At 65.5% G+C, this 26,998-nt stretch carries 15 protein-coding genes; 10 read left to right on the forward strand and 5 right to left on the reverse strand.

What is annotated here, in order from left to right; genetic code table 11:
- The first annotated feature begins 86 nt into the window (after positions 1-86).
- Together ACJ7IV_RS06840 and ACJ7IV_RS06845 are read left to right on the forward strand one after the other, a co-directional pair.
- Positions 87-9,302, forward strand: coding sequence for a retention module-containing protein (locus tag ACJ7IV_RS06840; RefSeq protein ID WP_483866338.1), 9,216 nt, complete (start codon positions 87-89; stop codon positions 9,300-9,302).
- 122 nt (positions 9,303-9,424) lie between these two features.
- Positions 9,425-9,763, forward strand: a complete 339-nt coding sequence (locus ACJ7IV_RS06845) for a tryptophan synthase subunit beta like protein (RefSeq protein ID WP_483866339.1) — start codon at positions 9,425-9,427, stop codon at positions 9,761-9,763.
- 78 nt (positions 9,764-9,841) lie between these two features.
- Here the strand turns inward: ACJ7IV_RS06845 and ACJ7IV_RS06850 are convergent, their stop codons facing one another.
- From ACJ7IV_RS06850 to ACJ7IV_RS06865, 4 genes are all read right to left on the reverse strand, one after another.
- A complete protein-coding gene (locus tag ACJ7IV_RS06850; protein WP_483866340.1) occupies positions 9,842-11,761 on the reverse strand; it encodes a bifunctional diguanylate cyclase/phosphodiesterase in 1,920 nt (639 codons plus the stop codon).
- A 34-nt stretch (positions 11,762-11,795) separates the two neighbouring features.
- Complete coding sequence (locus ACJ7IV_RS06855; RefSeq protein ID WP_483866341.1) at positions 11,796-12,512, reverse strand: transglutaminase-like cysteine peptidase; 717 nt, start codon at positions 12,510-12,512, stop codon at positions 11,796-11,798.
- 77 nt (positions 12,513-12,589) lie between these two features.
- Positions 12,590-13,804, reverse strand: coding sequence for a 1-acyl-sn-glycerol-3-phosphate acyltransferase (locus ACJ7IV_RS06860; protein WP_483866342.1), 1,215 nt, complete (start codon positions 13,802-13,804; stop codon positions 12,590-12,592).
- Positions 13,805-13,809: 5 nt separating this feature from the next.
- A complete protein-coding gene (locus tag ACJ7IV_RS06865; protein WP_483866343.1) occupies positions 13,810-14,733 on the reverse strand; it encodes a recombination-associated protein RdgC in 924 nt (307 codons plus the stop codon).
- Positions 14,734-14,888: 155 nt separating this feature from the next.
- Between ACJ7IV_RS06865 and ACJ7IV_RS06870 the strand changes: the two genes are divergently transcribed.
- The 8 genes from ACJ7IV_RS06870 to ACJ7IV_RS06905 all read left to right on the forward strand — a co-directional run bounded on the left by ACJ7IV_RS06870 (position 14,889) and on the right by ACJ7IV_RS06905 (position 25,971).
- Entirely contained in the window at positions 14,889-15,308 is a 420-nt protein-coding gene (locus ACJ7IV_RS06870) for an acyl-CoA thioesterase (protein ID WP_483866344.1), read from the forward strand.
- A gap of 135 nt (positions 15,309-15,443) precedes the next feature.
- Positions 15,444-18,122 carry a DNA gyrase subunit A gene (gene gyrA / locus ACJ7IV_RS06875; RefSeq protein WP_483866345.1) on the forward strand — a complete coding sequence of 893 codons (2,679 nt, stop codon included), beginning with the start codon at positions 15,444-15,446 and terminating at the stop codon, positions 18,120-18,122.
- 49 nt (positions 18,123-18,171) lie between these two features.
- The gene (gene serC / locus ACJ7IV_RS06880; RefSeq protein WP_483866346.1) at positions 18,172-19,290 is read left to right on the forward strand and encodes a 3-phosphoserine/phosphohydroxythreonine transaminase; all 1,119 of its coding nucleotides are present in this window, start codon (positions 18,172-18,174) and stop codon (positions 19,288-19,290) included.
- A 7-nt stretch (positions 19,291-19,297) separates the two neighbouring features.
- The gene (pheA, locus tag ACJ7IV_RS06885; protein WP_161429884.1) at positions 19,298-20,389 is read left to right on the forward strand and encodes a prephenate dehydratase; all 1,092 of its coding nucleotides are present in this window, start codon (positions 19,298-19,300) and stop codon (positions 20,387-20,389) included.
- Between the two features lie 3 nt (positions 20,390-20,392).
- The gene (locus tag ACJ7IV_RS06890; protein WP_483866347.1) at positions 20,393-22,672 is read left to right on the forward strand and encodes a bifunctional prephenate dehydrogenase/3-phosphoshikimate 1-carboxyvinyltransferase; all 2,280 of its coding nucleotides are present in this window, start codon (positions 20,393-20,395) and stop codon (positions 22,670-22,672) included.
- Positions 22,669-23,367, forward strand: a complete 699-nt coding sequence (cmk, locus tag ACJ7IV_RS06895) for a (d)CMP kinase (RefSeq protein ID WP_483866348.1) — start codon at positions 22,669-22,671, stop codon at positions 23,365-23,367. Before ACJ7IV_RS06890 ends, cmk begins: the two co-directional genes overlap by 4 nt.
- Before the next feature lie 180 nt (positions 23,368-23,547).
- Positions 23,548-25,224: a 30S ribosomal protein S1 gene (rpsA, locus tag ACJ7IV_RS06900; RefSeq protein ID WP_483866349.1), complete on the forward strand. Its 1,677-nt coding sequence runs from the start codon at positions 23,548-23,550 to the stop codon at positions 25,222-25,224.
- A gap of 366 nt (positions 25,225-25,590) precedes the next feature.
- Positions 25,591-25,971: a histone-like nucleoid-structuring protein, MvaT/MvaU family gene (locus tag ACJ7IV_RS06905; RefSeq protein ID WP_483866350.1), complete on the forward strand. Its 381-nt coding sequence runs from the start codon at positions 25,591-25,593 to the stop codon at positions 25,969-25,971.
- A gap of 107 nt (positions 25,972-26,078) precedes the next feature.
- On the opposite strand, the gene ACJ7IV_RS06910 is transcribed toward ACJ7IV_RS06905, so the two are convergent.
- Positions 26,079-26,888 (reverse strand): helix-turn-helix domain-containing protein, encoded by an 810-nt coding sequence (locus tag ACJ7IV_RS06910; protein ID WP_483866351.1) that lies wholly within the window; start codon positions 26,886-26,888, stop codon positions 26,079-26,081.
- Positions 26,889-26,998: the final 110 nt, after the last annotated feature.

A 26,998-nucleotide genomic window follows, 5' to 3' on the forward strand; every position in this document is an offset into this window, starting at 1 on the left:
TCACCATTCTTGCCTAGCTTCAAGCTATTGACCGGGCGTGCGTAGGTGCGCGCTCTCTCGCCAGAACACCCTGCAGGAGTCACACCATGACCATCGCTACCGTTACCGCCATCACCGGTCAGGCCTGGGCGCGCGACGCCGACGGCAACCTTCGCGAACTCAGCATCGGTGACACACTGCAGGAAGGAGAGGTTCTCGTCACCGCGGATGGCGCCCGTGTCGAGCTCGACTTCGGCGACAACCTCGACCCCACCGTGATCCAGGGCGGCCAGGAAGTGGCCATGACCCCGCAGCTCAGCGGTGAGGAAGCGGTGGCCGAGGAGGAAGCAAGCGCCCTGGATGAGGATCTCGAGGCGCTGCTCACCGCCATCGACGAAGGCGAGGGCGACCTGCTCGCCGAGCTGGATCCCACCGCCGCGGGGGCCGGCCCCGGTGGCGGCGCGGAAGGTGGCCACAGCTTCGTGATGCTGGCCCGCATCACCGAGCCGCTCACTCCGCTCAGCTACGAGTATGGCCTCGGTCAGTTCGACCAGGTCGAGTTCCCGGAAGATACCTTCCTGGATCAGGCCGAAGAGGATTCCATCCCGACCGTCACCACGCTGGATCTCAATGGTGATGGCGATACCGTGTGGGAGTCTGCTCTCGAGCAGGGCAGCGGCGGTGGCGTAGCTACCACTTCCGGGGCCTTCCAGATCGATACCGGCAGCGACGAGCTGGCCCTGATCGAGGTCCAGGATGCCGCTGGCAACTGGGTGGCGATCTCCGCCAGCGGTGCCGATGTGCAGGGCACCTACGGTGTGCTGAGCGTCAACCCGGATGGCAGCTGGACCTACACCCTGACCGAGCCCCTGGATCATCCGCTGGCCGGCGAGACCGGAGCCAGCGATCAGGTACCCGGTGACGCCTTTGCGGTGCGTGTTACCGATGACGATGGTGACGTCTCCGACCCGGCAACGCTCGCTATCACCATCACTGATGATGGGCCTGCGGCTGTCGCCGACGCCGTGGGCGAGATTGCCGAAGACAGCAGCGTCAACATCGACGTGTTCGCCAACGACACCGCCGGTGCCGATGGTGTTGACCTGACCACGGGCGTTGCCGTGGCCACCGCGCCCACCAAGGGCAGCGTGGTCTACAACAACGATGGCACCTTCACCTACACCGCCAATCCCGGTGCCGAAGGTGACGACAGCTTCACCTACACCATCACCGACGCCGATGGCGACACCAGTACCGCCACAGTGACGCTGAGCATCGCCGAGGACTCCACCCCCACGGTCACCACCCCGGATCTCAACGAGGACGGCGATACCGTATGGGAGTCCGCGCTGACCGACGGCAGTGGCCAGGGCGGGGCAGCGATCACCACCACCGTGACCGGCACCTTCCAGATCACCACCGGCGCCGACACCCTCGACCAGATCGAGGTACAGGACGCGTCTGGCAGCTGGGTCGTGATTGCCGCGGACGGCACCGTGGTCAACGGTGACTACGGCACCCTGACCGTCGACACCGACGGCAGCTGGAGCTACACGCTCAGCGATAACACCCTGGATCACGACACCGCCGACGCCATTCTGGGTGCCGACCAGGTGCAGGACCTGTTCGATGTGCGCGTCACCGACAGTGACGGTGACGTCTCCGACCCGGCGACGCTGACAATCGACATAAATGATGATGGAGCTTTGGCCGTATCTGACACCGGCAGCGTGCAGTCCGGCGGCACCCTGACGGTCGCGGCCGCCGCTGGCCTGCTGGCCAACGACACCCTGGGTGCCGACGGTGCCACGGTCACCGCCGTGGACGACAGTACCGCCCAAGGCACGTTGACCTGGAATTCCGACGGCAGCTACACCTACACGGCGCTGCCCAACGCCACCTACAGCGACGTGTTCACCTACACCATCACCGATGGTGACGGCGACACAGCGACCGCCACGCTGACCCTCAGCGTGACCGACGGCTCGCCGACGGCCCCGACGGCCGATGTGATCGTCAACGAAGCGGCGCTGGATCTCGTTCAGGACGGCGCCGACCTGGCGGCGGGTACGGTGGAAGGCAGCGACCCGACCAGCACCGCCGAGACGATCAGCGGCACGCTGGCGGCCAGCGATCCCAACGGGGATGCGCTGACCTATACCGCCGGTACCTTCACTGGCAGCTACGGCACGCTGACGATTGATACCGCGGGCAACTACACCTACACGCTGACCGCACCGGTCGAGGGTCCGACGGCCGACAACAGCACCGATACCATCGATAACGCCGAGAGCTTCAGCTACACGGTGACCGACGCCAACGGCAACAGCAGCACCGGCACGCTGACCGTCGACATCATCGACGATGTGCCGACAGCCGTGGCCGACACCGGCAGCGTGCAGTCCGGCGGCACCCTGACGGTCGCGGCCGCCGCTGGCCTGCTGGCCAACGACACCCTGGGTGCCGACGGTGCCACGGTCACCGCCGTGGACGACAGTACCGCCCAAGGCACGTTGACCTGGAATTCCGACGGCAGCTACACCTACACGGCGCTGCCCAACGCCACCTACAGCGACGTGTTCACCTACACCATCACCGATGGTGACGGCGACACAGCGACCGCCACGCTGACCCTCAGCGTGACCGACGGCTCGCCGACGGCCCCGACGGCCGATGTGATCGTCAACGAAGCGGCGCTGGATCTCGTTCAGGACGGCGCCGACCTGGCGGCGGGTACGGTGGAAGGCAGCGACCCGACCAGCACCGCCGAGACGATCAGCGGCACGCTGGCGGCCAGCGATCCCAACGGGGATGCGCTGACCTATACCGCCGGTACCTTCACTGGCAGCTACGGCACGCTGACGATTGATACCGCGGGCAACTACACCTACACGCTGACCGCACCGGTCGAGGGTCCGACGGCCGACAACAGCACCGATACCATCGATAACGCCGAGAGCTTCAGCTACACGGTGACCGACGCCAACGGCAACAGCAGCACCGGCACGCTGACCGTCGACATCATCGACGATGTGCCGACAGCCGTGGCCGACACCGGCAGCGTGCAGTCCGGCGGCACCCTGACGGTCGCGGCCGCCGCTGGCCTGCTGGCCAACGACACCCTGGGTGCCGACGGTGCCACGGTCACCGCCGTGGACGACAGTACCGCCCAAGGCACGTTGACCTGGAATTCCGACGGCAGCTACACCTACACGGCGCTGCCCAACGCCACCTACAGCGACGTGTTCACCTACACCATCACCGATGGTGACGGCGACACAGCGACCGCCACGCTGACCCTCAGCGTGACCGACGGCTCGCCGACGGCCCCGACGGCCGATGTGATCGTCAACGAAGCGGCGCTGGATCTCGTTCAGGACGGCGCCGACCTGGCGGCGGGTACGGTGGAAGGCAGCGACCCGACCAGCACCGCCGAGACGATCAGCGGCACGCTGGCGGCCAGCGATCCCAACGGGGATGCGCTGACCTATACCGCCGGTACCTTCACTGGCAGCTACGGCACGCTGACGATTGATACCGCGGGCAACTACACCTACACGCTGACCGCACCGGTCGAGGGTCCGACGGCCGACAACAGCACCGATACCATCGATAACGCCGAGAGCTTCAGCTACACGGTGACCGACGCCAACGGCAACAGCAGCACCGGCACGCTGACCGTCGACATCATCGACGATGTGCCGACAGCCGTGGCCGACACCGGCAGCGTGCAGTCCGGCGGCACCCTGACGGTCGCGGCCGCCGCTGGCCTGCTGGCCAACGACACCCTGGGTGCCGACGGTGCCACGGTCACCGCCGTGGACGACAGTACCGCCCAAGGCACGTTGACCTGGAATTCCGACGGCAGCTACACCTACACGGCGCTGCCCAACGCCACCTACAGCGACGTGTTCACCTACACCATCACCGATGGTGACGGCGACACAGCGACCGCCACGCTGACCCTCAGCGTGACCGACGGCTCGCCGACGGCCCCGACGGCCGATGTGATCGTCAACGAAGCGGCGCTGGATCTCGTTCAGGACGGCGCCGACCTGGCGGCGGGTACGGTGGAAGGCAGCGACCCGACCAGCACCGCCGAGACGATCAGCGGCACGCTGGCGGCCAGCGATCCCAACGGGGATGCGCTGACCTATACCGCCGGTACCTTCACTGGCAGCTACGGCACGCTGACGATTGATACCGCGGGCAACTACACCTACACGCTGACCGCACCGGTCGAGGGTCCGACGGCCGACAACAGCACCGATACCATCGATAACGCCGAGAGCTTCAGCTACACGGTGACCGACGCCAACGGCAACAGCAGCACCGGCACGCTGACCGTCGACATCATCGACGATGTGCCGACAGCCGTGGCCGACACCGGCAGCGTGCAGTCCGGCGGCACCCTGACGGTCGCGGCCGCCGCTGGCCTGCTGGCCAACGACACCCTGGGTGCCGACGGTGCCACGGTCACCGCCGTGGACGACAGTACCGCCCAAGGCACGTTGACCTGGAATTCCGACGGCAGCTACACCTACACGGCGCTGCCCAACGCCACCTACAGCGACGTGTTCACCTACACCATCACCGATGGTGACGGCGACACAGCGACCGCCACGCTGACCCTCAGCGTGACCGACGGCTCGCCGACGGCCCCGACGGCCGATGTGATCGTCAACGAAGCGGCGCTGGATCTCGTTCAGGACGGCGCCGACCTGGCGGCGGGTACGGTGGAAGGCAGCGACCCGACCAGCACCGCCGAGACGATCAGCGGCACGCTGGCGGCCAGCGATCCCAACGGGGATGCGCTGACCTATACCGCCGGTACCTTCACTGGCAGCTACGGCACGCTGACGATTGATACCGCGGGCAACTACACCTACACGCTGACCGCACCGGTCGAGGGTCCGACGGCCGACAACAGCACCGATACCATCGATAACGCCGAGAGCTTCAGCTACACGGTGACCGACGCCAACGGCAACAGCAGCACCGGCACGCTGACCGTCGACATCATCGACGATGTGCCGACAGCCGTGGCCGACACCGGCAGCGTGCAGTCCGGCGGCACCCTGACGGTCGCGGCCGCCGCTGGCCTGCTGGCCAACGACACCCTGGGTGCCGACGGTGCCACGGTCACCGCCGTGGACGACAGTACCGCCCAAGGCACGTTGACCTGGAATTCCGACGGCAGCTACACCTACACGGCGCTGCCCAACGCCACCTACAGCGACGTGTTCACCTACACCATCACCGATGGTGACGGCGACACAGCGACCGCCACGCTGACCCTCAGCGTGACCGACGGCTCGCCGACGGCCCCGACGGCCGATGTGATCGTCAACGAAGCGGCGCTGGATCTCGTTCAGGACGGCGCCGACCTGGCGGCGGGTACGGTGGAAGGCAGCGACCCGACCAGCACCGCCGAGACGATCAGCGGCACGCTGGCGGCCAGCGATCCCAACGGGGATGCGCTGACCTATACCGCCGGTACCTTCACTGGCAGCTACGGCACGCTGACGATTGATACCGCGGGCAACTACACCTACACGCTGACCGCACCGGTCGAGGGTCCGACGGCCGACAACAGCACCGATACCATCGATAACGCCGAGAGCTTCAGCTACACGGTGACCGACGCCAACGGCAACAGCAGCACCGGCACGCTGACCGTCGACATCATCGACGATGTGCCGACAGCCGTGGCCGACACCGGCAGCGTGCAGTCCGGCGGCACCCTGACGGTCGCGGCCGCCGCTGGCCTGCTGGCCAACGACACCCTGGGTGCCGACGGTGCCACGGTCACCGCCGTGGACGACAGTACCGCCCAAGGCACGTTGACCTGGAATTCCGACGGCAGCTACACCTACACGGCGCTGCCCAACGCCACCTACAGCGACGTGTTCACCTACACCATCACCGATGGTGACGGCGACACAGCGACCGCCACGCTGACCCTCAGCGTGACCGACGGCTCGCCGACGGCCCCGACGGCCGATGTGATCGTCAACGAAGCGGCGCTGGATCTCGTTCAGGACGGCGCCGACCTGGCGGCGGGTACGGTGGAAGGCAGCGACCCGACCAGCACCGCCGAGACGATCAGCGGCACGCTGGCGGCCAGCGATCCCAACGGGGATGCGCTGACCTATACCGCCGGTACCTTCACTGGCAGCTACGGCACGCTGACGATTGATACCGCGGGCAACTACACCTACACGCTGACCGCACCGGTCGAGGGTCCGACGGCCGACAACAGCACCGATACCATCGATAACGCCGAGAGCTTCAGCTACACGGTGACCGACGCCAACGGCAACAGCAGCACCGGCACGCTGACCGTCGACATCATCGACGATGTGCCGACAGCCGTGGCCGACACCGGCAGCGTGCAGTCCGGCGGCACCCTGACGGTCGCGGCCGCCGCTGGCCTGCTGGCCAACGACACCCTGGGTGCCGACGGTGCCACGGTCACCGCCGTGGACGACAGTACCGCCCAAGGCACGTTGACCTGGAATTCCGACGGCAGCTACACCTACACGGCGCTGCCCAACGCCACCTACAGCGACGTGTTCACCTACACCATCACCGATGGTGACGGCGACACAGCGACCGCCACGCTGACCCTCAGCGTGACCGACGGCTCGCCGACGGCCCCGACGGCCGATGTGATCGTCAACGAAGCGGCGCTGGATCTCGTTCAGGACGGCGCCGACCTGGCGGCGGGTACGGTGGAAGGCAGCGACCCGACCAGCACCGCCGAGACGATCAGCGGCACGCTGGCGGCCAGCGATCCCAACGGGGATGCGCTGACCTATACCGCCGGTACCTTCACTGGCAGCTACGGCACGCTGACGATTGATACCGCGGGCAACTACACCTACACGCTGACCGCACCGGTCGAGGGTCCGACGGCCGACAACAGCACCGATACCATCGATAACGCCGAGAGCTTCAGCTACACGGTGACCGACGCCAACGGCAACAGCAGCACCGGCACGCTGACCGTCGACATCATCGACGATGTGCCGACAGCCGTGGCCGACACCGGCAGCGTGCAGTCCGGCGGCACCCTGACGGTCGCGGCCGCCGCTGGCCTGCTGGCCAACGACACCCTGGGTGCCGACGGTGCCACGGTCACCGCCGTGGACGACAGTACCGCCCAAGGCACGTTGACCTGGAATTCCGACGGCAGCTACACCTACACGGCGCTGCCCAACGCCACCTACAGCGACGTGTTCACCTACACCATCACCGATGGTGACGGCGACACAGCGACCGCCACGCTGACCCTCAGCGTGACCGACGGCTCGCCGACGGCCCCGACGGCCGATGTGATCGTCAACGAAGCGGCGCTGGATCTCGTTCAGGACGGCGCCGACCTGGCGGCGGGTACGGTGGAAGGCAGCGACCCGACCAGCACCGCCGAGACGATCAGCGGCACGCTGGCGGCCAGCGATCCCAACGGGGATGCGCTGACCTATACCGCCGGTACCTTCACTGGCAGCTACGGCACGCTGACGATTGATACCGCGGGCAACTACACCTACACGCTGACCGCACCGGTCGAGGGTCCGACGGCCGACAACAGCACCGATACCATCGATAACGCCGAGAGCTTCAGCTACACGGTGACCGACGCCAACGGCAACAGCAGCACCGGCACGCTGACCGTCGACATCATCGACGACGTGCCTTACGCGGTCGATCCAGACAAGGCATATCTCGTTAACTTGGTTGGTCAGGCCGTAACCGCTATCCCTCTCGATATCGATGGCAATGTCGATGACAACTATGGGGCGGATCAGGCTGGGTCGATCAGCTTTGCTGGTATCGCAGGTACTGGAACTCCCTCGGAGGTCACTGCTTCCGGTTCTTTGGTTTATCTGTACAGCAATGGTCTGACCCTTATTGGCTCGATGCTTGCGAATAGCAGCTATAGTGCTGTCGCTGATCCATCGAATTTATCTAGCAAGGTGTTTACGGTTGAGTTGAACCCTGATGCCGATTTGGGCGGCGCGAGCGATACGTACTCCTTTACTCTGCACCAGCAGATTGATGGTGGAGCATCATCGTTCTCGGTGGCGGATGGTGGTTATGCACCTGATGGCGGTAATTCATCCTACTTCTTCTTTGATGATACAACAGGAGACGATCGAGATATCTTGTTAACCCCGACGGAAGCTGGATCTACTGTGAACACCAGTAATAATGACTTTGCGACTGGTACAGGAATGACAATTGGGGGTGGTGAGGGCATCCGAATTGATTTCGTCCAAGGCTTGGATGGGGATTTCAAAACAGGACCTATTACTTACGATAGCCATTATACTGTGCAGGGGGCAGGAGCAATAATTGGTGTCAAAGGGTCTACGACGGTCCGTATTGCTGCCTATGATGATTACGATGACGGTACTAGTGTAGATCCGGATGATATTTCCATTGGTAATGGGGATCTGGACCCAATTACAGCAGTGGTGATTGAGTACAATAATCAGAGTGTTACCGTTTACGCCGGTATTGAGTCTGTCGCGGTCGGTGGACAAACTTTCACTCTGGATTGGGATAACTCTAGCTATGAAGGTCAGGTTCTTGTCGGAGGTGTTGTTGATGGCACTGCTCTTGCCGCGGTGACCGATGATGGATTCAGCAGCCTTGAATTCCACTATGATGCCGGAACCGCATTCACGGTCAACAGCTTCAGTGGCGTCGCTGTCACGCCGGGTGAAGCCGTAGACTTCGCCCTTGATCTGAACCTGACCGATGGCGATGGTGATACGGTGTTGATTGAGGATGCCATTGATATTCACCTAAGCCCGGATGACCATGAAATCGACATGGGTACGGCTGGCTCAGATAATCTGGAGGCTGATGACGGGCAGGCCATGACACTTGTCGGTCTCGAAGGTGACGACACTCTAATCGGCGATATAGGTGAGGACATTCTGGTAGGTGGGCCCGGCAGCGACTCACTCACTGGCGGCGCAGGTGCCGACACCTTCGTCTGGAACCTTGGTGATGAAGGTGAGCCTGGCACTCCTGCGAATGATACGGTCACTGATTTCTCCGCTACAGAAGGCGATGTGCTGAATCTCTCCGACCTGCTGAGCGGGATGGATGATGGTGATAGTTTGTCGTCTTATATTCAGGCTGAAGCCAGTGCCTCAGGTACTCTCCTGCATATCAGCACCTCAGGTGAGCTGACTTCTGATGGTACTACCATCAGCGGTGCCGATCAGACCATTCTTCTGGAGGATGTCAGTTACACCAGCACCCTGCTTCAAACCCTCATTGATGACGGCCAGCTCGATATTGAGTAACCATTACTAACCCACCCCAGCGCCCGGCCCTGCCGGGCGCTGTCTTTATCTGCAACAGCCACCTTGCCGCCTTATACCCCGAAGGCCTAAGCTGCCTTCATACCCTGTTCAGGAGCTCACCCATGTACATCAAGCGCGACAGTGACGGTCGCATCGAGCTGGTCAGCCGGGAGTTGACGGCGGAGTGTGACGAGTACCTGGCGGCGGATTCGCCTGAGCTGCTGGCGTTCCTGACCGAGGGGGAGTCGAGTCGTGGGCGTGCCTATTTTCAGGCGACGGACCTGGCCTTCGTGCGGGTACTGGAGGACGTGCTCGAGCTACTGATGGACAAGGGGGTGATCAGCTTTACCGAGCTGCCGGAGGCGGCCCAGGAGAAGGTGATGGAGCGCCAGTCTCTGCGTCGTCGGCTCAACGGGCTGCGGCTAGTCGGTTCGGAGGATGAGGAGAGCGGGGTGATCTGAATGCAATGGTACGGCCCACAACGAAAGCGCCGCCTGGCTTGTTTGCCAGGCGGCGCTTCTCGTCGTGGAGGCTGTTTCTCAGCCGCCGGGTCGGTCGAGCTGGCGGATACCGGGGCCGGTGACGCCGTCGATGCCGAGCTCATGGACCAGCTCGGACTCCTGCAGGCTGTCGACGCCCTCGGCGATGGCCAGGATGCCGATGGAGTGGCAGAGGGTGGCCATGCCGCGCAGCAGGGTCTGGCGTTCGGGGCTCTCGGCGATGCCCTTGACCAGAGAGGCGTCGATCTTGAGGTAGGTGAGCCCCAGGTCCTTGAGGTCGGAGATGCGGCGGAACTCGCGGCCGACATGCTCGAGGCCGAGCTTGCAGCCGAAGGGCTGCAGCTGGCGGCACAGGCTGCGGAAGCTCTCCAGGTCGTGGATCACCATGGCCTCGGGCACCTCGATCCACAGCTGGCGGGCGGCCTCGCGGTTGCCCTGTAGCAATCCGCTGAGGTCCATCACGAAGCGCCCATCGTGCACCGAGGCAGGGGAGAGGTTGATCCCCAGCGGCTTGCCGTGACGGTTGATCTCGCGCAGCGTCTCCCGAGCCACCGCCAGGTCGAGGCGGGCATCCAGGCCGAGCCGCGAGATCCACGGCATGAAGATGCCGGCCGGCCGCCACTCCCCCTTGAGGCGCAGGCGTGAGGGGCACTCGAGGTGCAGCAGCTTGCCCTCGGCGTCGAGCACCGGGAAGCGGCCGAGGTAGATGCCGTCCTCCAGTGCCTGGGTCAGGGCCTGGCGCCATTCGGTATGACTCTGGTAGAGCGGCAGGCGCTGTTGCCCCTCGGCCACCAGTTGGGCTAGGTCGCCGCGGTGCTCGGCGGTGGAGAGCGCGCCGTCGAGGCTCGCCAGCAGGGCGCGGGGGCGGTCGCCCTGGGCGTAGGCGATCAGCGCTGAGGGCAGCCCGAGGCGGATGCCGTGATGATCCTGCTTGAGTGCGGCCAGCCGCTGGGTCAGCTCCTGGCCGATGGCATTGGTATCGGTGTTGGCCGGCACCAAGAGGGCGAAGTCGGTGCCGGAGAGGCGCCCGGCGATGCCCTCGCCACGGATATCGCCCAGCTGCTCCAGGCTCTGGGCGAGGGCGTGCAGCAGCTTGTCGGTCTCGGCATGGCCGAGGTGTTCGCTGACCTCGCCCAGCTGCGCGACGCGCACCATCAGCAGGGTGCCGGTGGCGCGGCGGTTGTTGCTCTCCAGCATGATGCGTAGCTGATGCATGAAGGCTTCACGATTGAGCACGCCGGAGACCGGGTCATGCTGCAGCCGCTTGCGCAGCAGGTCGAGGCGCTCGCTCTCGCGGCCGAGCATCTCGGCCACCGAGCCGGAGAGCTGGTTCATGGCCTGCACCACCTCCTTGAGCTCACGGGTGCGCGGTTCGGGGGAGGTGGTGAAGCGGCGGTCGCCGATGTCCCGGGCCTGTTCGACCACCTGGCGCAACGGGCGACGGATGGTGCGCACGATCCAGGCCGCGAGCGCCAGGCTGATCACGCCGGCCAGGGCGAACCAGCCCATGAGTTCCAGGGTGCTGCGCCAAAGCGAGCGATAGGCGAAGCTGTGCTGGCTCTCCAGGGTGAGGGTGCCGTACTGGTTCCAGCGATCCTGGATCACCGCACGACCGGCGGGCACCTCGAAGCTGACCAGATCGACAAACCAGCCCGGCACGTCGGGCACCGTCTCGGGACCCTCGCGCAGGTCGATGATATCGCCCTCGGGGTCGCGCAGTTCGATGCGGCGATAGTGGCCGGTATCGAACTGCGCCGCCAGCAGCAGGCCGATGGTGACCGGGTCCTTCTCCATCTGGCTCATGGTCAGCGCCAGGGCGTTGGCGTTGTCGCGGTTCTTGATCTCGACTTCCTGCTCGATATAGCCACGACTGGTGGTCACGCCGATGAACAGGCTGCCACCGAAGGCGAGCAGCAGCAGGATGATGACGGTGAGCCAGAGCTGCTTGATAAGCGACATGGTCGTTGTTCTCCCCACGGGTGTGGCACCCGGTTCAGATGAATCCCTGGTCACGCATGCGGTCGATGACCCCGCGCCAGCGCGAGAGCCGAGCCAGCGGGTCGGCGCGGGACTGGCTGCTGCCGCCGGCCCAGAGCCCCTGGCTGTTGAAGCTGAAGACCGGGTCGAGGTCGGTACGCTGCTCGGCGGGGGTGATCGACGGCACCAGGTTGTCGAGCACCAGCGGCTGGGCCGAGGGTGTCTCGTACCAGCCCAGCACCATGTGCGCCTGGGTGATGCTGCTGCGGCCGATACGCGCCTTTACATAGATCATGCGCAGTTGGTTGCCCGGCACGCCGAGTTGCTTGAGGGTGACGTACTTGGCGATGGAGTAGTCTTCGCAGTCGCCCTTGCCCTGGCCCAGCGTCTCCAGCGGCGTGGCCCAGTGATCCACCGGGCCCCAGTTCTTGTCGTCGTCCACCCAGCGCACCCGCCGGTTGAAGAAGTCGTTGACCCCCTTGAGCTGGCTCTGCAGGTCGGCGCCCGCCAGGCGGTCGAGGAGCGTGAACCACTCTTCGAGCACGGCCACGCCGCTCTGGCCATACAGGCGTTGCATGCTCTGGCGCAGCCGGGAGGGATCGAGGTTGGCGTCGACGGCCGGGATCCGCAGGCCCAGACCCGCGGCCAGCGCCATGCCGCCCAGCCCCGCCAGGAGGCGGCGACGCGCCGGCGAAGCGAGCGGGCGAGACGAGGCGGGCAGGGCGGCTGGCATGAAGGGCTCGAGGGGTGGATCAGTGTTTGCTGAAGTCTAGGTGGCCGGACCCGGCTTTGCGAGCCCCGTGACGGGGCTCACTCGCCTTGTTGGGCCTGCTCGTCCTGCTCGGCAGCAGGATCGTAGGGCGCGCGGCCTGCCTTGTTGAGTACCGGGTTGGCGTACTGGGCCAGCCACCAGTCGCGCAGCTCGGCCGGTACCTGTTGCAGACGGGCCTGGAAGCGGGCACGGTCGGCGTCGGTGACCTCGCTCTGGTCGACCAGCTCGGGGGCCTCGCCCAGTGTCTCCAGCGCCAGGTAGTGGCTGGGGAAGAGGTGATAGCCCTCGAGCACCTGGCGGTCGATCTCGGCGGCGACGGCGTCTGGTGCGCCGAAGGAGGCGTCGAGCGGCGTCCCGAAGCTGAGCCTGACGCGACCCTTGTGGCCGGTGATGCCGGCGACGATGGACTGGATATCCTCGTATTGCCCCTTCTCGTAGGCGCCGCTGGAGTGCAGCGCATACAGCTCGCGGGCCTTCTGCACGTCACAGGGGTCGTACTCGTAGCTGATTGCCACCGGCACCAGTCGCAGCTCGGCGATCGCCTCACCCAGGCTCGCCTGGCGATCCTCGGTGCGCCGCGCCATGGTCATCATCTTGATGATCGCCGGGTCGGTGCGGTCGATGCCATCCTTGGCGCGCCCCTCACGCTGGGCCATCCAGATGGAGTGGTTGTCGGCGGTGATGGAGTGGCGGATATAACTGGAGAGCTTCTGGTAGGCGGCAAGCATGGCGCGCTTGCCACGGGCGCTGCGTGGCACGATGAAGCTCTTATTCAAGCGCATCAGGTCGGTGACGTAGGGCTTCTTGAGCAGGTTGTCGCCGATGGCGATGCGCACCGTATTGCGTCCGGCCAGGTAGAGGGCGTAGTTGACGAAGGCCGGGTCCAGCGAGATATCGCGGTGGTTGCCGATGAACAGGTAGGCCGTCTCCGAATCCAGCAGATCCAGGCCCTCGGTCTCGAACTCGTCGGTAGAGGTGCGAATCATCCGCTCCATGTAGCCGGCGATGCGCTGCTGGAACTCCCTGACGCTCGCCACGCCCCGTGCCTGCCGGCGCAGCGCCAGGCTGGCCAGGGTGCGCGAGAGGCCCGGCATGAAGCGCGAGAGTCGTGGCAGGCGGAAACGGGTCAGGGCGTCGAGCAGTTCCGGCTCATGGGTCAGCCGCGCCAGTACCCCGGCGACCTCGTCGTCGTTGTAGGGGCGGATCTCGGCCCAGGGGTCCTGGGCGTCGTTGTCGGGTCGATTCTCGGTCATGGTGCTCAAGCGTCGCTTGCGGTGCCGGCCTCGCCGCCTAGCCAGGCGATGAGGCGCTCGGTGTTCTCGCCCAGGGCCCGGGCCATCAGCATGAAGTCGGTATCCAGGCGCAGCAGGGCGTCGTCACCGTCGTCGGTGGCGTTGGCCTCGTCGATCAGGGCGTCGCCGAAGCGCAGCGACTTCAGTGCCAGGTCGTCATGCAGCACGAAGCTTAGCCGCCCCTCGACCTCCACGGCCAGCTTGCTGGCCTGGCGGCCACTCTCCAGCAGCTGCTGGATCTCGTCGCTGTCGAGGTCCACCTGGCGGGCCCGCAGCACGCCGTCGTCGCCCTTGGCCTTGAGCTCCACCTGGTCGCCCATCACCAGGTCGGCGGGGCGCGAGGCGGGGTCGGTAAGCCACTGGGTCATGGCACGCATGGGCATCACCTGGGTCGCCAGTGGCGTCACCTTGAGGCTGCCCAGGGTCTCGCGCAGCAGGTCGAGGAGCTCCTCGGCGCGGGTGCGCGAGCTGGCGTTGATGCCGATCAGCCGGCGCCGGGTGTCCCACCACAGGTCGATCTTCTGGCTGCGCACGAAGGCACGCGGCAGCAGCTCCTCGACCACCTGTTCCTTGATGGCGATCTTCTCCTGGCGGCGCAGCTTGCGGCCCTCGCGGGCCTCCACCTCGGCGGCGCGCTCGTCGACCTCCTCCTTGACCACGCTGGCGGGCAGCAGGCGCTCCTGGCGCAGCGCGCTGAGCAGGCGCTGGCCCTGCAGCTCGTGCAGGCGGGCGGTATCGGCGCGACCGCCCGGGAAGGTCCAGCCCAGGCGGCGGGGATCCTGGCCACCTAGCGGGCGGGCGGCCTGCTCGGCCAGGGCCTCTTCCAGGGTGGCGGCGTCCAGCTCAGGCGCGTCGTGCAGCCGATAAAGGTGTAAGTGCTTGAACCACATGAAGCATTTTTCCCGGAGAAAAGGGCAGCCATTATCACCGAAGGAGCGCAGGGGTGCCAGCGTCGATCCCGGGTCAGATTTTAAACATCTGTTTGAACATGGGGCGGGTGGATGCCTAGAATCGAGGCTTCCCCTCGACCAAGGAGCGCTACCCCATGGACAGCCGAATCTCCCGGACCTCGCTGCGCGTTCGCGGCTACCACCTCGATGGCTATGGCCACGTCAACAACGCCCGCTACCTGGAGTTTCTGGAGGAGGGGCGCTGGGCCTACTTCGATGATCGCCCCGAGCTGTTTCGCCGCCTGCAGCGCGGCGACGTGGCCTTCGTGGCGGTGAACGTCAATATCGACTACTGCGCCGCGGCGGTGGCCGGCGATGATCTCGAGATCGCCAGCCGTATCTGCGAGTTGGGCAGGCGCAGCGCCCGTATGGCCCAGGAGATCCGCAGGCCCGGCGACGATGCGCTGGTGAGTCGCGCCACCATCACCTTCGTGCTGCTCGACGTGGCCGCCAATCGTGCCATCCCCATCGAGGGCGAGCTGCATGACCTGCTGGCTCCGCTCGTGCTGGAGTAGGCCGCCGGGGTTGGGGCCGGAACAGCCAGCTCCCTTTGCCCGTGCCGGAGTGGTATGATGTGAGGCTGTTATGGCGCCCCGGGCAACGCCACGGCGGGCGGCCAACCTCCTGCAGTGCAAAGGATTCGACGACCCATGGGTGACATCGCCAGAGAGATTCTGCCAGTCAACATCGAGGACGAGCTCAAGCAGTCGTACCTCGATTACGCGATGAGCGTGATCATCGGCCGGGCGCTGCCGGATGTGCGCGATGGCCTCAAGCCGGTGCACCGGCGTGTGCTGTTCGCCATGCACGAGCTCGGCAACGACTGGAACAAGCCCTACAAGAAGTCCGCCCGTGTGGTGGGCGATGTCATCGGTAAGTATCACCCCCACGGTGACAGTGCCGTCTACGACACCATCGTGCGCATGGCCCAGGACTTCTCCATGCGCCACGTGCTGGTGGATGGCCAGGGCAACTTCGGCTCCATCGACGGCGACAGCGCCGCGGCCATGCGTTACACCGAGGTGCGCATGTCGCGCCTGGCCCACGAGCTGCTGGCCGACCTGGAGAAGGAGACCGTCGACTGGGTCGACAACTACGACGGTACCGAGCGCATCCCCGAGGTGCTGCCCACCAAGGTCCCCAACCTGCTGATCAACGGCTCCTCGGGCATCGCCGTGGGCATGGCGACCAATATCCCGCCCCACAACATGGGCGAGATCATCAATGCCTGCCTGGCGCTGATCGACGACTACACCCTCTCCGTCGACGACCTGATGGAGCATATCCCCGGGCCCGACTTCCCCACCGGTGGCATCATCAACGGCCGTGCCGGCATCCTCGAGGCGTACCGCACCGGCCGCGGGCGCATCTATGTGCGTGCCCGCCATACCATCGAGCATGACGACAAGAGTGGCCGCGACCATATCATCGTCAACGAGCTTCCCTACCAGGTGAACAAGGCGCGTCTGATCGAGAAGATCGCCGAGCTGGTCAAGGACAAGAAGATCGAGGGCATCGCCGAGCTGCGTGACGAGTCCGACAAGGACGGCCTGCGGGTGGTGATCGAGGTCAAGCGCGGCGAATCCGGCGAGGTGGTGGTCAACAACCTCTTCGCCCAGACCCAGCTGCAGACCGTCTTCGGCATCAATATGGTCGCCATCGACAACGGCCAGCCGAAGATCCTCAATCTCAAGGAGATCCTCGAGGCGTTCATTCGCCACCGCCGCGAAGTGGTCACCCGGCGCACCCTCTATGAGCTGCGCAAGGCGCGCGAACGGGGCCATATCCTCGAGGGCCTCACCGTCGCGATCTCCAACATCGACGAGGTCATCGAGCTGATCAAGGGCTCGCCCAACGCCGCCGAGGCCAAGGAGAAGCTGCTCGCCCGCACCTGGCCGCCGGGGCAGGTCACCGGCATGCTCGAGCGGGCCGGCGCCACCTCCTGCAAGCCCGAGGACCTCGAGGAAGGCTTCGGCCTCGACCAGGCCGGCAGCCAGTATCGCCTGTCGCCGGCCCAGGCCCAGGCCATCCTCGAGCTGCGCCTGCACCGCCTGACCGGGCTGGAGACCGAGAAGCTGCTCGACGAGTACCTGGGCATCCTCGAGAAGATCGCCGAGCTGATGGCGATCCTGGCCTCCGCCGAGCGCCTGCTCGAGGTGATCCGCGAGGAGCTGATCGCGGTGCGCGACCAGTTCGGCAATCCGCGCAAGACCGAGATCCAGGCCAGCCACCTCGACCTCTCCATGGAGGACCTGATCGCCGAGGAGGACATGGTGGTCACCGTGTCCCGTACCGGCTACGCCAAGACCCAGCCGCTCTCCGACTACCAGGCCCAGCGCCGCGGCGGTCGCGGCAAGTCGGCCACCGCTATGAAGGACGAGGACGTCATCGAGCACCTGCTGGTGGCCTCCACCCACGATACCGTGCTGCTGTTCTCCAATCGTGGCAAGGTCTACTGGCTCAAGGTCTACGAGATGCCGGCGGCCAGCCGTGGCTCGCGGGGCAAGCCGCTGGTCAACATGCTGCCGCTGGACGAGGGCGAGGCGATCAACGCCATCCTGCCAGTGCGCCACTATGACCCGGATAACTACATCTTCTTCGCCACCGCTCGCGGTACGGTGAAGCGCACCAGCCTCGAGCAGTTCTCGCGGCCGCGCAGCGTGGGCCTGATCGCCATCGACCTCGAGGAGGGAGACCGCCTGATCGGCGCCCAGATCACCTCGGGCTCCGACCACGTCATGCTGCTCTCCTCGAACGGCAAGGCGATCCGCTTCGAGGAGGGCAATGTGCGTGCCATGGGCCGCACCGCCCGCGGCGTACGCGGCATGCGCCTGCTGGATGACGCCGAGGTGATCAGCCTGATCATCCCCCAGAGCCAGCTGATCGATGCCGAGGCCGACGTCGAAGCGGAGGACGAGGAGGGCACCACCGTCGAGCACGCCAACGGTGGCCAGATCTATATCCTCACCGCCTCCGAGAACGGCTACGGCAAGCGCACCCGCCTCGAGGAGTTCCCGCTGCGCGGCCGCGGCGGCCAGGGTGTTATCGCCATGCAGACCAGCGAGCGTAACGGCTCGCTGGTCGCCGCCATGCAGGTCTACTCCTCCGACGAGATGATGCTGATCACCGACCGCGGGACCCTGGTGCGGACCCGCGTCGACGAGGTCTCGATCACCTCACGCAACACCCAGGGCGTGATGCTGATCCGCCTGGGCAACGACGAGAAGCTGGTCAAGACGGTACGCATCGACGAGCCCGAGGAGCCGGAAGAGCCGATCGAGGAAGCTGTCGACGACGAGGGCACGGGGTCAGACACCAGCGCGGAATAGACCCCCAACATGGATCGAGGGGGCTGACCCCGATGGAGAACCAGGACGCATGACACGCCATTTCAACTTCTGCGCCGGTCCCGCGGCGCTGCCCACCGCGGTGCTGGAGCGGGCCCGCGACGAGATGCTCGACTACCGCGGCCATGGCCTCTCGGTGATGGAGATGAGCCACCGCTCGCCGGAGTATGTCGCCATCACCGAGAAGGCCGAGGCGGACCTGCGCGAGCTGCTCGCCATCCCCGCCAACTACAAGGTGCTCTTCACCCAGGGTGGGGCGACCCAGCAGTTCGCTGCGGTGCCCTACAACCTGCTCGGTCAGGGAGGCAGCGCCAACTTCGTCGACACCGGCATCTGGAGCCGCAAGGCCATCGCCGAGGCGCGCCACCTGTTCGGTGATGTCCGGGTGGCGGCGTCGAGCGAAGCCGACGGCAATACCGCGGTGCCGCGCCCGGAGCAGCTCGAGCTCTCCGGTGACGCCGCCTACCTGCACTACACCGCCAACGAGACCATCGGCGGCCTGGCCTTCGACTACATACCCGGCAGTGAAGGTGGCGGGCCCCGCCGGCCGGACGGGCGCGAGGTGCCGCTGGTCTGCGATATGTCCTCGTCCATCCTCTCGGGCCCGCTGGATGTCTCGCGGTTCGGCATCATCTATGCCGGTGCCCAGAAGAACATCGGCCCCGCCGGCCTGGTGGTGGTGATCGTGCGCGAGGACCTGCTCGACCGCGCGCGGCCCGACATGCCCTCGCTGTTCGGCTACAAGGCCCTGGCCGAGGCCGGCTCCATGGTCAATACCCCGGCCACCTACAGCTGGTACCTGGCGGGGCTGGTGTTCGAGTGGCTCAAGGAGGATATCGGCGGCCTTGCGGCCATGGAGGCGATCAACGCCCGCAAGGCCGCCAAGCTCTATGAGGCGATCGATGCCAGCGCGCTCTACTCGAATCCCATCGCGCCGGCCAACCGCTCACGCATGAACGTGCCCTTCGTGCTTGCCGACGAGCGCCTGGACAAGCCGTTCCTCGCCGAGGCAGAAGAGGCCGGGCTGTTGAACCTCAAGGGTCACCGTAGCGTGGGGGGCATGCGCGCGAGCCTCTACAACGCCGTGCCCGAGGCCGCCGTGGATGCGCTGATCGACTTCATGGCCGATTTCGAAAACAGAAGGGGCTGATAAAACCATGAGTGACACCCCCATCGATCTCGATGCGCTGCGTGACCGCATCGACGACCTGGACAGCCAGCTGCTGACGCTGATGAACGAGCGCGCCGAGTGCGCCCAGCGGGTCGCCCAGGTCAAGACCGCCGCCGACGCCGGGGCGGTGTTCTATCGCCCCGAGCGGGAAGCCCAGGTGCTGCGCCGGATCATGGCGCTCAACAAGGGTCCGCTGGACAGCGAGGAGGTGGCGCGGCTGTTCCGCGAGATCATGTCTGCCTGCCTGGCCCTGGAGCAGCCCATCAAGGTCGCCTACCTGGGGCCGGAGGGCACCTTCACCCAGCAGGCTACCCTCAAGCACTTCGGCGAGAGCGCTGTCAGCCTGCCCATGGCCGCCATCGACGAGGTGTTCCGTGAGGTCGAGGCCGGCGCGGTCAACTACGGCGTGGTGCCGGTGGAGAACTCCACCGAGGGGGTGATTAACCACACCCTGGACTCCTTCATGGACTCCGGCCTGCGCATCTGCGGCGAGGTGGTGCTGCGCATCCACCATCACCTGCTGGTGAGCGAGACCACCCGCCAGGACAAGGTCTCGCGCATCTACTCGCATCCGCAGTCCTTCGCCCAGTGCCGCAAGTGGCTCGACGCCCACTATCCCCAGGCCGAGCGGGTGCCGGTCTCCTCCAATGCCGAGGCGGCGCGCCTGGTCAAGACCGAGTGGCACAGTGCGGCCATCGCCGGTGACATGTCGGCCAAACTCTACGGCCTCACCCGGCTCGCCGAGAAGATCGAGGATCGCCCGGACAACTCCACGCGCTTTTTGATCATCGGCAACCAGGACGTGCCGATGTCCGGCGAGGACAAGACCTCCATCGTGGTGGCCATGCGCAACCAGCCGGGTGCCCTGCATGACCTGCTGGAGCCGTTCCATCGTCACCAGATCGACATGACTCGCCTGGAGACCCGCCCCTCGCGCAGCGGCGTGTGGAACTACGTGTTCTTCATCGACTTCAAGGGCCACCGCGATGAGCCCCGGGTCGCCGCGGTGCTGGAGGAGGTGCGCCTGCGCGCCGCCGAGGTCAAGGTGCTGGGTTCCTACCCCGTCGGCGTGCTCTGAGGCATGGCATCACTGGTGAAACAGCCGGTCGCCGAGTCCCGCATCCTGATCGTCGGGCTCGGCCTGATCGGCGGGTCCCTGGCCGCGGCCCTGCGCGCTGCCGGGTTTCGGGGCACCATTCTCTCTTGTGACCCCGACCGGGACGAGATCGCCCGCGGCATCGAGATGGGGCTGATCGACGGCGGCGATACGCGCCTCGAGAACGTTATCGACGGCGCCTCGCTGATCGTGCTGGCGGTGCCGGTGCTGGCCATGCGCAGCGTGATGGGCGAGCTGGCCGGCCAGCTCGGGCGCGCCGCCCCCGAGGTGGTGATCACTGATGTGGGCAGCACCAAGGCCGCCATCCGCGACTGCGCCCTCGCCGCCTTCGGCCGCGTGCCGCCGAACCTGGTGCTCGGCCATCCCATTGCCGGCTCCGAGAAGAGTGGCGTGGCGGCGGCCAACCCCGAGCTCTATGTCGACCACAAGGTGATTCTCACGCCCGAGCCGGATACCGACCCGGCGGCACTTGCCCGCGTGCGTGCGCTGTGGGCGGCGTGCGGCGCCGAGGTGCTGGAGATGGACGTGGCCCGCCACGACCAGGTGCTGGCCCGTACCAGTCATCTGCCGCACCTGCTGGCCTTCTCGCTGGTGGATACCTTGGCCCGCCAGGACGAGCGCCTCGAGATCTTCCGCTACGCCGCCGGCGGCTTTCGCGACTTCACCCGTATCGCCGGCAGTGATCCGGTGATGTGGCGCGATATCTTCACCGCCAACCGCGATGCCGTGCTCGCCTCCCTCGACGACTTCGAGGCGGGTGTGGCGCGGCTGCGTGACGCCGTGGAGCGCGGCGACGGCGATGCCATGCTGGCGACCTTCGATCGCGCCAGCCACGCCCGGCACTACTTCGAATCCCTGCTCAACAAGACCAGTTATCAGGCGGAATACCAGATGCAACAGCAAGGCAAGCTGCGCTACCGGGTGAGCCCCGGCGGCGCCGTGGTCGGACGCATCCGCGTGCCCGGCGACAAGTCGATCTCCCACCGCTCCATCATGCTCGGCGCCCTGGCCGAGGGGGTTACCGAGATCAAGGGTTTCCTGGAGGGCGAGGACAGCCTGGCGACCCTGCAGGCGTTCCGCGAGATGGGCGTGGCCATCGAGGGCCCCCATCAGGGCCGGGTGACCGTCCACGGTGTGGGCATGCACGGCCTCAAGGCGCCCTCCGGGCCCCTGTATGTGGGCAACGCCGGCACCGCCATGCGGCTGTTTGCCGGACTGCTGGCCGGCCAGGCCTTCGATACCGAGCTGACCGGCGACACCTCGCTGACCAAGCGCCCCATGAACCGGGTGGCCGATCCGCTGCGCCTGATGGGTGCCGAGATCGATACCGCCGAGGGCGGCCGCCCGCCGCTGCATCTCCACGGCGGCCGTGCGCTCAAGGGCATCACCTACGACATGCCCATGGCCAGCGCCCAGGTGAAGTCCTGCCTGCTGCTCGCCGGCCTCTACGCCGAGGGCGAGACCCGTGTGCGCGAGCCGGCACCGACTCGGGATCATACCGAGCGCATGCTGACCGGGTTCGGCTACGCGGTGCATCGTGAGGGCGACACCTGCTGGCTCGAGGGTGGCGGCAAGCTGACCGCGGCCCCCATCGACGTGCCCAGCGATATCTCCTCCGCCACCTTCTTCCTGGTGGCGGCGGCGATTACCCCCGGCTCCGACCTGGTGCTGGAGCATGTCGGCATCAACCCGACCCGCATCGGGGTGATCAATATCCTCCAGCTCATGGGGGCCGACCTGCGCCTGACGAACGAGCGTGAGGTGGGCGGCGAGCCGGTGGCCGACCTGCATATCCGCTACGCTCCCCTCAAGGGCATCGAGATCCCGGTGGATCAGGTGCCGCTGGCCATCGACGAGTTCCCGGCGCTGTTTATCGCTGCGGCCAACGCCGAGGGCACTACCCGACTGCGCGGGGCGGAGGAGCTGCGGGTCAAGGAGTCCGACCGGCTGCAGGCCATGGCCGACGGACTGGCCGCCATCGGCGTCGAGCACACTCTGTATCCCGATGGCATCGATATCGTGGGCGGTGGCAATGTCGAGGGTCCCAACTATGGCGGCGGGCGCATCGACAGCCTCGAGGATCACCGCATCGCCATGGCGTTTGCCATCGCCGCCCTGCGCGCCAGTGGCGAGATCATCATCGATGACTGCGCCAACGTGGCCACCTCCTTCCCCGGGTTCGTCGACCTGGCACGCAAGGTGGGGCTGACACTGCAGGAAGAGTCGAACGAGGAGGGCGCATGAGTGAATCCCGGACCCAGGCACCGGTGTTGGCCATCGATGGCCCCGGCGGTGCCGGCAAGGGCACCATCAGTCGCCTGGTCGCCGAGCGGCTGGGCTGGCACCTGCTCGACAGCGGCGCCCTCTATCGCCTGACCGCCCTGGCCGCCGGCAAGCACGGCGTGTCTCTGGAGGATGAGGCGCGGCTCGCCGAGGTGGCGCGCGGTCTCGATGTGGTGTTCGTGGCCGAGGCCGACTCCACCCGGGTGCTGCTCGAGGGTGATGACGCCACCACCACCATCCGCACCGAGCAGGTGGGCGACGCCGCCTCGCGGGTCGCCGCGCTGCCCGCGGTGCGCGAGGCGCTGCTGAGTCGCCAGCGCGACTTCCGCAAGCCCCCGGGCCTGGTGGCCGACGGGCGTGACATGGGCACGGTGGTATTCACGGAGGCGCCGCTGAAGATCTTTCTCACCGCGAGTGCCGAGGAACGCGCCCATCGCCGCCAGCGCCAGTTGCGAGAGGCCGGGGTGGATGCTAGTCTATCGAGTCTTTTGAAGGAGATTCAGGCGCGCGACGCCCGCGATATGCAGCGCAGCGTGGCGCCACTCAAGCCGGCCGATGACGCCATCACGCTTGATACCACGCGCCTGACGATACCGGAAGTGGTGGATCGGCTGACGGAGCTCCTGACCCAACGCGGTCTGCTCCCCGACGCCTGAAACTCCCTTGCGGCGCCTCCGGCAGCATGTGATGACGTGGTTCGGCACCGTTAGCCGAGAGCCGAGCCAGGTCGAACCAGCGCCAACATCTCCGGGGGTTTGGTGAATAAGGCCCGCACTCGCTGGTGGTGCGGAGGAAGCGGCTCCGCCGCACTTTAACGTTGATCACGTAGGAACATCATGAGCGAAAGCTTTGCTGAACTTTTTGAACAGTCTCTCCAGGACATCAACATGGAGCCCGGCGCCATCGTCGTGGCTACCGTCGTCGACATCGAGGGTGACTGGGTCACCGTCAATGCCGGCCTGAAGTCCGAAGGTCAGATCCCCTCGGCCCAGTTCCGTGACGAGAACGGCGAACTGGCCATCGCAGTCGGTGACGAAGTCCACGTCGCCCTGGAAGCCGTCGAGGACGGTTTCGGCGAGACCCGCCTCTCCCGCGAGAAGGCCAAGCGCGCCGAAGCGTGGAAGGTGCTGGAAGCCGCCTTCGAGAAGGACGAGATCGTCAAGGGCGTGATCAACGGCAAGGTCAAGGGCGGCTTCACCGTCGACGTCGACTCCATCCGTGCCTTCCTGCCGGGTTCCCTGGTCGACGTGCGTCCGGTGCGCGACACCACGCACCTCGAAAACAAGGAACTCGACTTCAAGGTCATCAAGCTCGACCCGAAGCGCAACAACGTTGTCGTTTCCCGTCGCGCCGTGCTCGAGGCCGAGAACAGTGCCGAGCGTGAGGCACTGCTCGCGACCCTGCAGGAAGGCCAGCAGATCGTCGGTATCGTCAAGAACCTCACCGACTACGGCGCCTTCGTCGACCTGGGCGGCGTCGATGGCCTGCTGCACATCACCGACATGGCCTGGAAGCGCATCAAGCATCCGAGCGAGATCGTGGCCGTGGGCGACGAGATCACCGTCAAGGTGCTCAAGTTCGACCGCGAGCGCAATCGCGTCTCCCTGGGCCTGAAGCAGCTGGGCGAGGATCCCTGGGTCAACATCAAGGATCGTTACCCGGAAGGCACCAAGGTTCACGCTACCGTCACCAACCTCACCGACTACGGCTGCTTCGCCGAGCTGGAAGAGGGTGTCGAGGGTCTGGTCCACGTCTCCGAAATGGACTGGACCAACAAGAACATCCATCCGTCCAAGGTCGTCCAGGTCGGCGACGATGTGGACGTCATGGTCCTGGATATCGACGAGGAGCGTCGTCGTATCTCCCTGGGTATCAAGCAGTGCACCGCCAACCCCTGGGAGACCTTCAGCGCCACCTACAACAAGGGCGATCGTGTTGCCGGCACCATCAAGTCGATCACCGACTTCGGCATCTTCATCGGCCTGGAAGGCGGCATCGACGGCCTGGTTCACCTCTCCGACATTTCCTGGACCGATACCGGCGAAGAAGCGGTGCGCCAGTTCAAGAAGGGCGATGAGGCCGAGGCCGTGATCCTCTCCATCGATCCGGAGCGTGAGCGCATCTCCCTGGGCATCAAGCAGCTGGATACTGATCCGGTCTCCGAGTTCCTGGCAGTCAACGACAAGGGCTCCATCGTCACCGGCCGTGTGGTAGAGGTCGATGCCAAGCAGGCCCAGGTCGAGCTGGCCACCGATGTCGTTGCCGTGCTCAAGGCTTCCGAGATCAGCGCCGACCGCGTCGAGGATGCCCGCAACGTCCTGAACGAAGGCGACAGCGTCGAGGCCCGCATCATCGGTGTCGATCGCAAGAACCGTCAGATCAACCTCTCCATCAAGGCCAAGGATCAGGACGACACTCGTCAGAACCTGAAGAAGCTGCGTGAAGAGGCGCCCGAGAGCGGTGGCCCGACCACCATCGGCGACCTGATCAAGCAGCAGATGGGTCAGGACTGATCGGAAGCACGCTTCCGACGGACAAGAACCGCCGCCCTTCGGGGCGGCGGTTTTCTTTTTGATGGGGCCGCATATGCGAAGTTGCCTTGCGGAATCGGCGGGCCCCTTTTCTGTACGGCTGCTGGGTGAACTCTGGATTCAGCAAAGCGTCGAGTCGACATTCACGGCGGCGGTGCCCAGGAGTTCAACTTCCTCGGGTTGCTTGGCAACTCATCCGGTGGAATCCATGAAATGTTATCGCCCTTATAAAGTGTGACAACTTGCTTCAATCGGATAACTCGACCAGACTATTGCAATAAGACGTTATTACCACACATAATGCTTGCCCGTTGTTTCCCGCCAAACCCGCATCAAGGAAAACACTAGATGTCACTTCTTAACGAATACATGCAGATGGAACAGCAGCTGAAGGAACTCCAGTCCAACCTGGACAAGCTGCAGAACGACAAGCGTCTCCAGAGCGAGCTCGAGTTCAAGGACAAGCTCGAAACGCTGATGAAGGAGTACGACAAGAGCGCCGCCGACGTTATCGCGCTGCTCGACCCCAAGCCGGCGGCCGCATCTCCGAAGGCGGCTTCTTCCTCCGCTACCGGCACGCGTCGCAAGCGCAAGCTGAAGATCTACAAGAACCCCAATACCGGTGAAGTCGTCGAGACTCGCGGTGGTAATCAGAAGACCCTGAAGGCGTGGAAGGACGAGTTCGGTTCCGATACCGTCGAGTCCTGGCTGGTGCGTGTCGAAGAGTAAGCTCGGAGTTATCGGCTCGGTACCGGATTGTGATTTGCAGTTCGGCGAGCATGAAAAAACGGCGCCTTCGGGGCGCCGTTTTATCGTTGCAGTCTCGCCGAGCCCGGTCAGCCTGTCTCGAGCAGGGGCAGCTGGAGTTCGACCCCCGCGTCACTCTTTACCAGGCGTATCGGTTCGCCGCTATAGTGCTCGGCCATGTCGGGCAGTGCCGTCAGCAGCGAAGCCAGGGTGTCATCCAGTGCACGATGGTCGGTGAGCTCGATGCAGGCACAGCGTTCCGTCGGCATCCGCAGCATGCGCAGCGACGGGGGGACGGCCAGTGAGTTGGCTGCCTGTTCATCCACCAGCACGCCAGTGTCGCGACGCGGCAGGCAGGCCTCCGTTCGCGGCGTGTACAGCAGGGTGATGGCCGCCGCACGCTCAGGGGCACCGGGCAGGGGCAGTTGATAGCCATTCAGGCACCTGTGCCAGCTATCGGGAGAAGGAAGCGTATCGGTCGCTTCATACTGGCGTGCCACTACCGCCGCACAGGATGGTACCTGCCTGATCCGTGGCGAGACATCCAGGCCGGCCCCGTTGGCGGCCTCGGCCAGCGCCTTGCGCCCGTCCCGGCGGTGTTGCCGCGGACTGCAGCGGAAACGGCGCAGAAAGGCCCGGCTGAATGCCGAGTGATTGGTGTAGCCGCAGAGCCGGGCGATCTCCCGGATGCTGATTGGCGTATGGACCAGCAACCTGCCGGCCTTCTCCAGACGCAGGGCCTCACGGTAGGCACTGGGTGACATCCCGAAGTACTGGCGAAAACGCCGCCTGACCTGGGAGGTGGAGTACCCCAGTCTCTCGGCCAGGGCTTCAATGCTCTCCTGGCTCTCCAGGGTGTCCTGCAGCCAGATCTCTGCTCGCATGATCTCGTTGAACATTGTCTGGCCCTGTTCCTTGCGGATGATCCCGTCCGGGCATTGGCCCGGCCCTCTTCTTTGCCAGGCAGATGCTGAGGCCTCGCAATCCGGGGTGTGGTCGCGTATCGCGC

Source organism: Halomonas sp. C10-5, assembly GCF_057169305.1.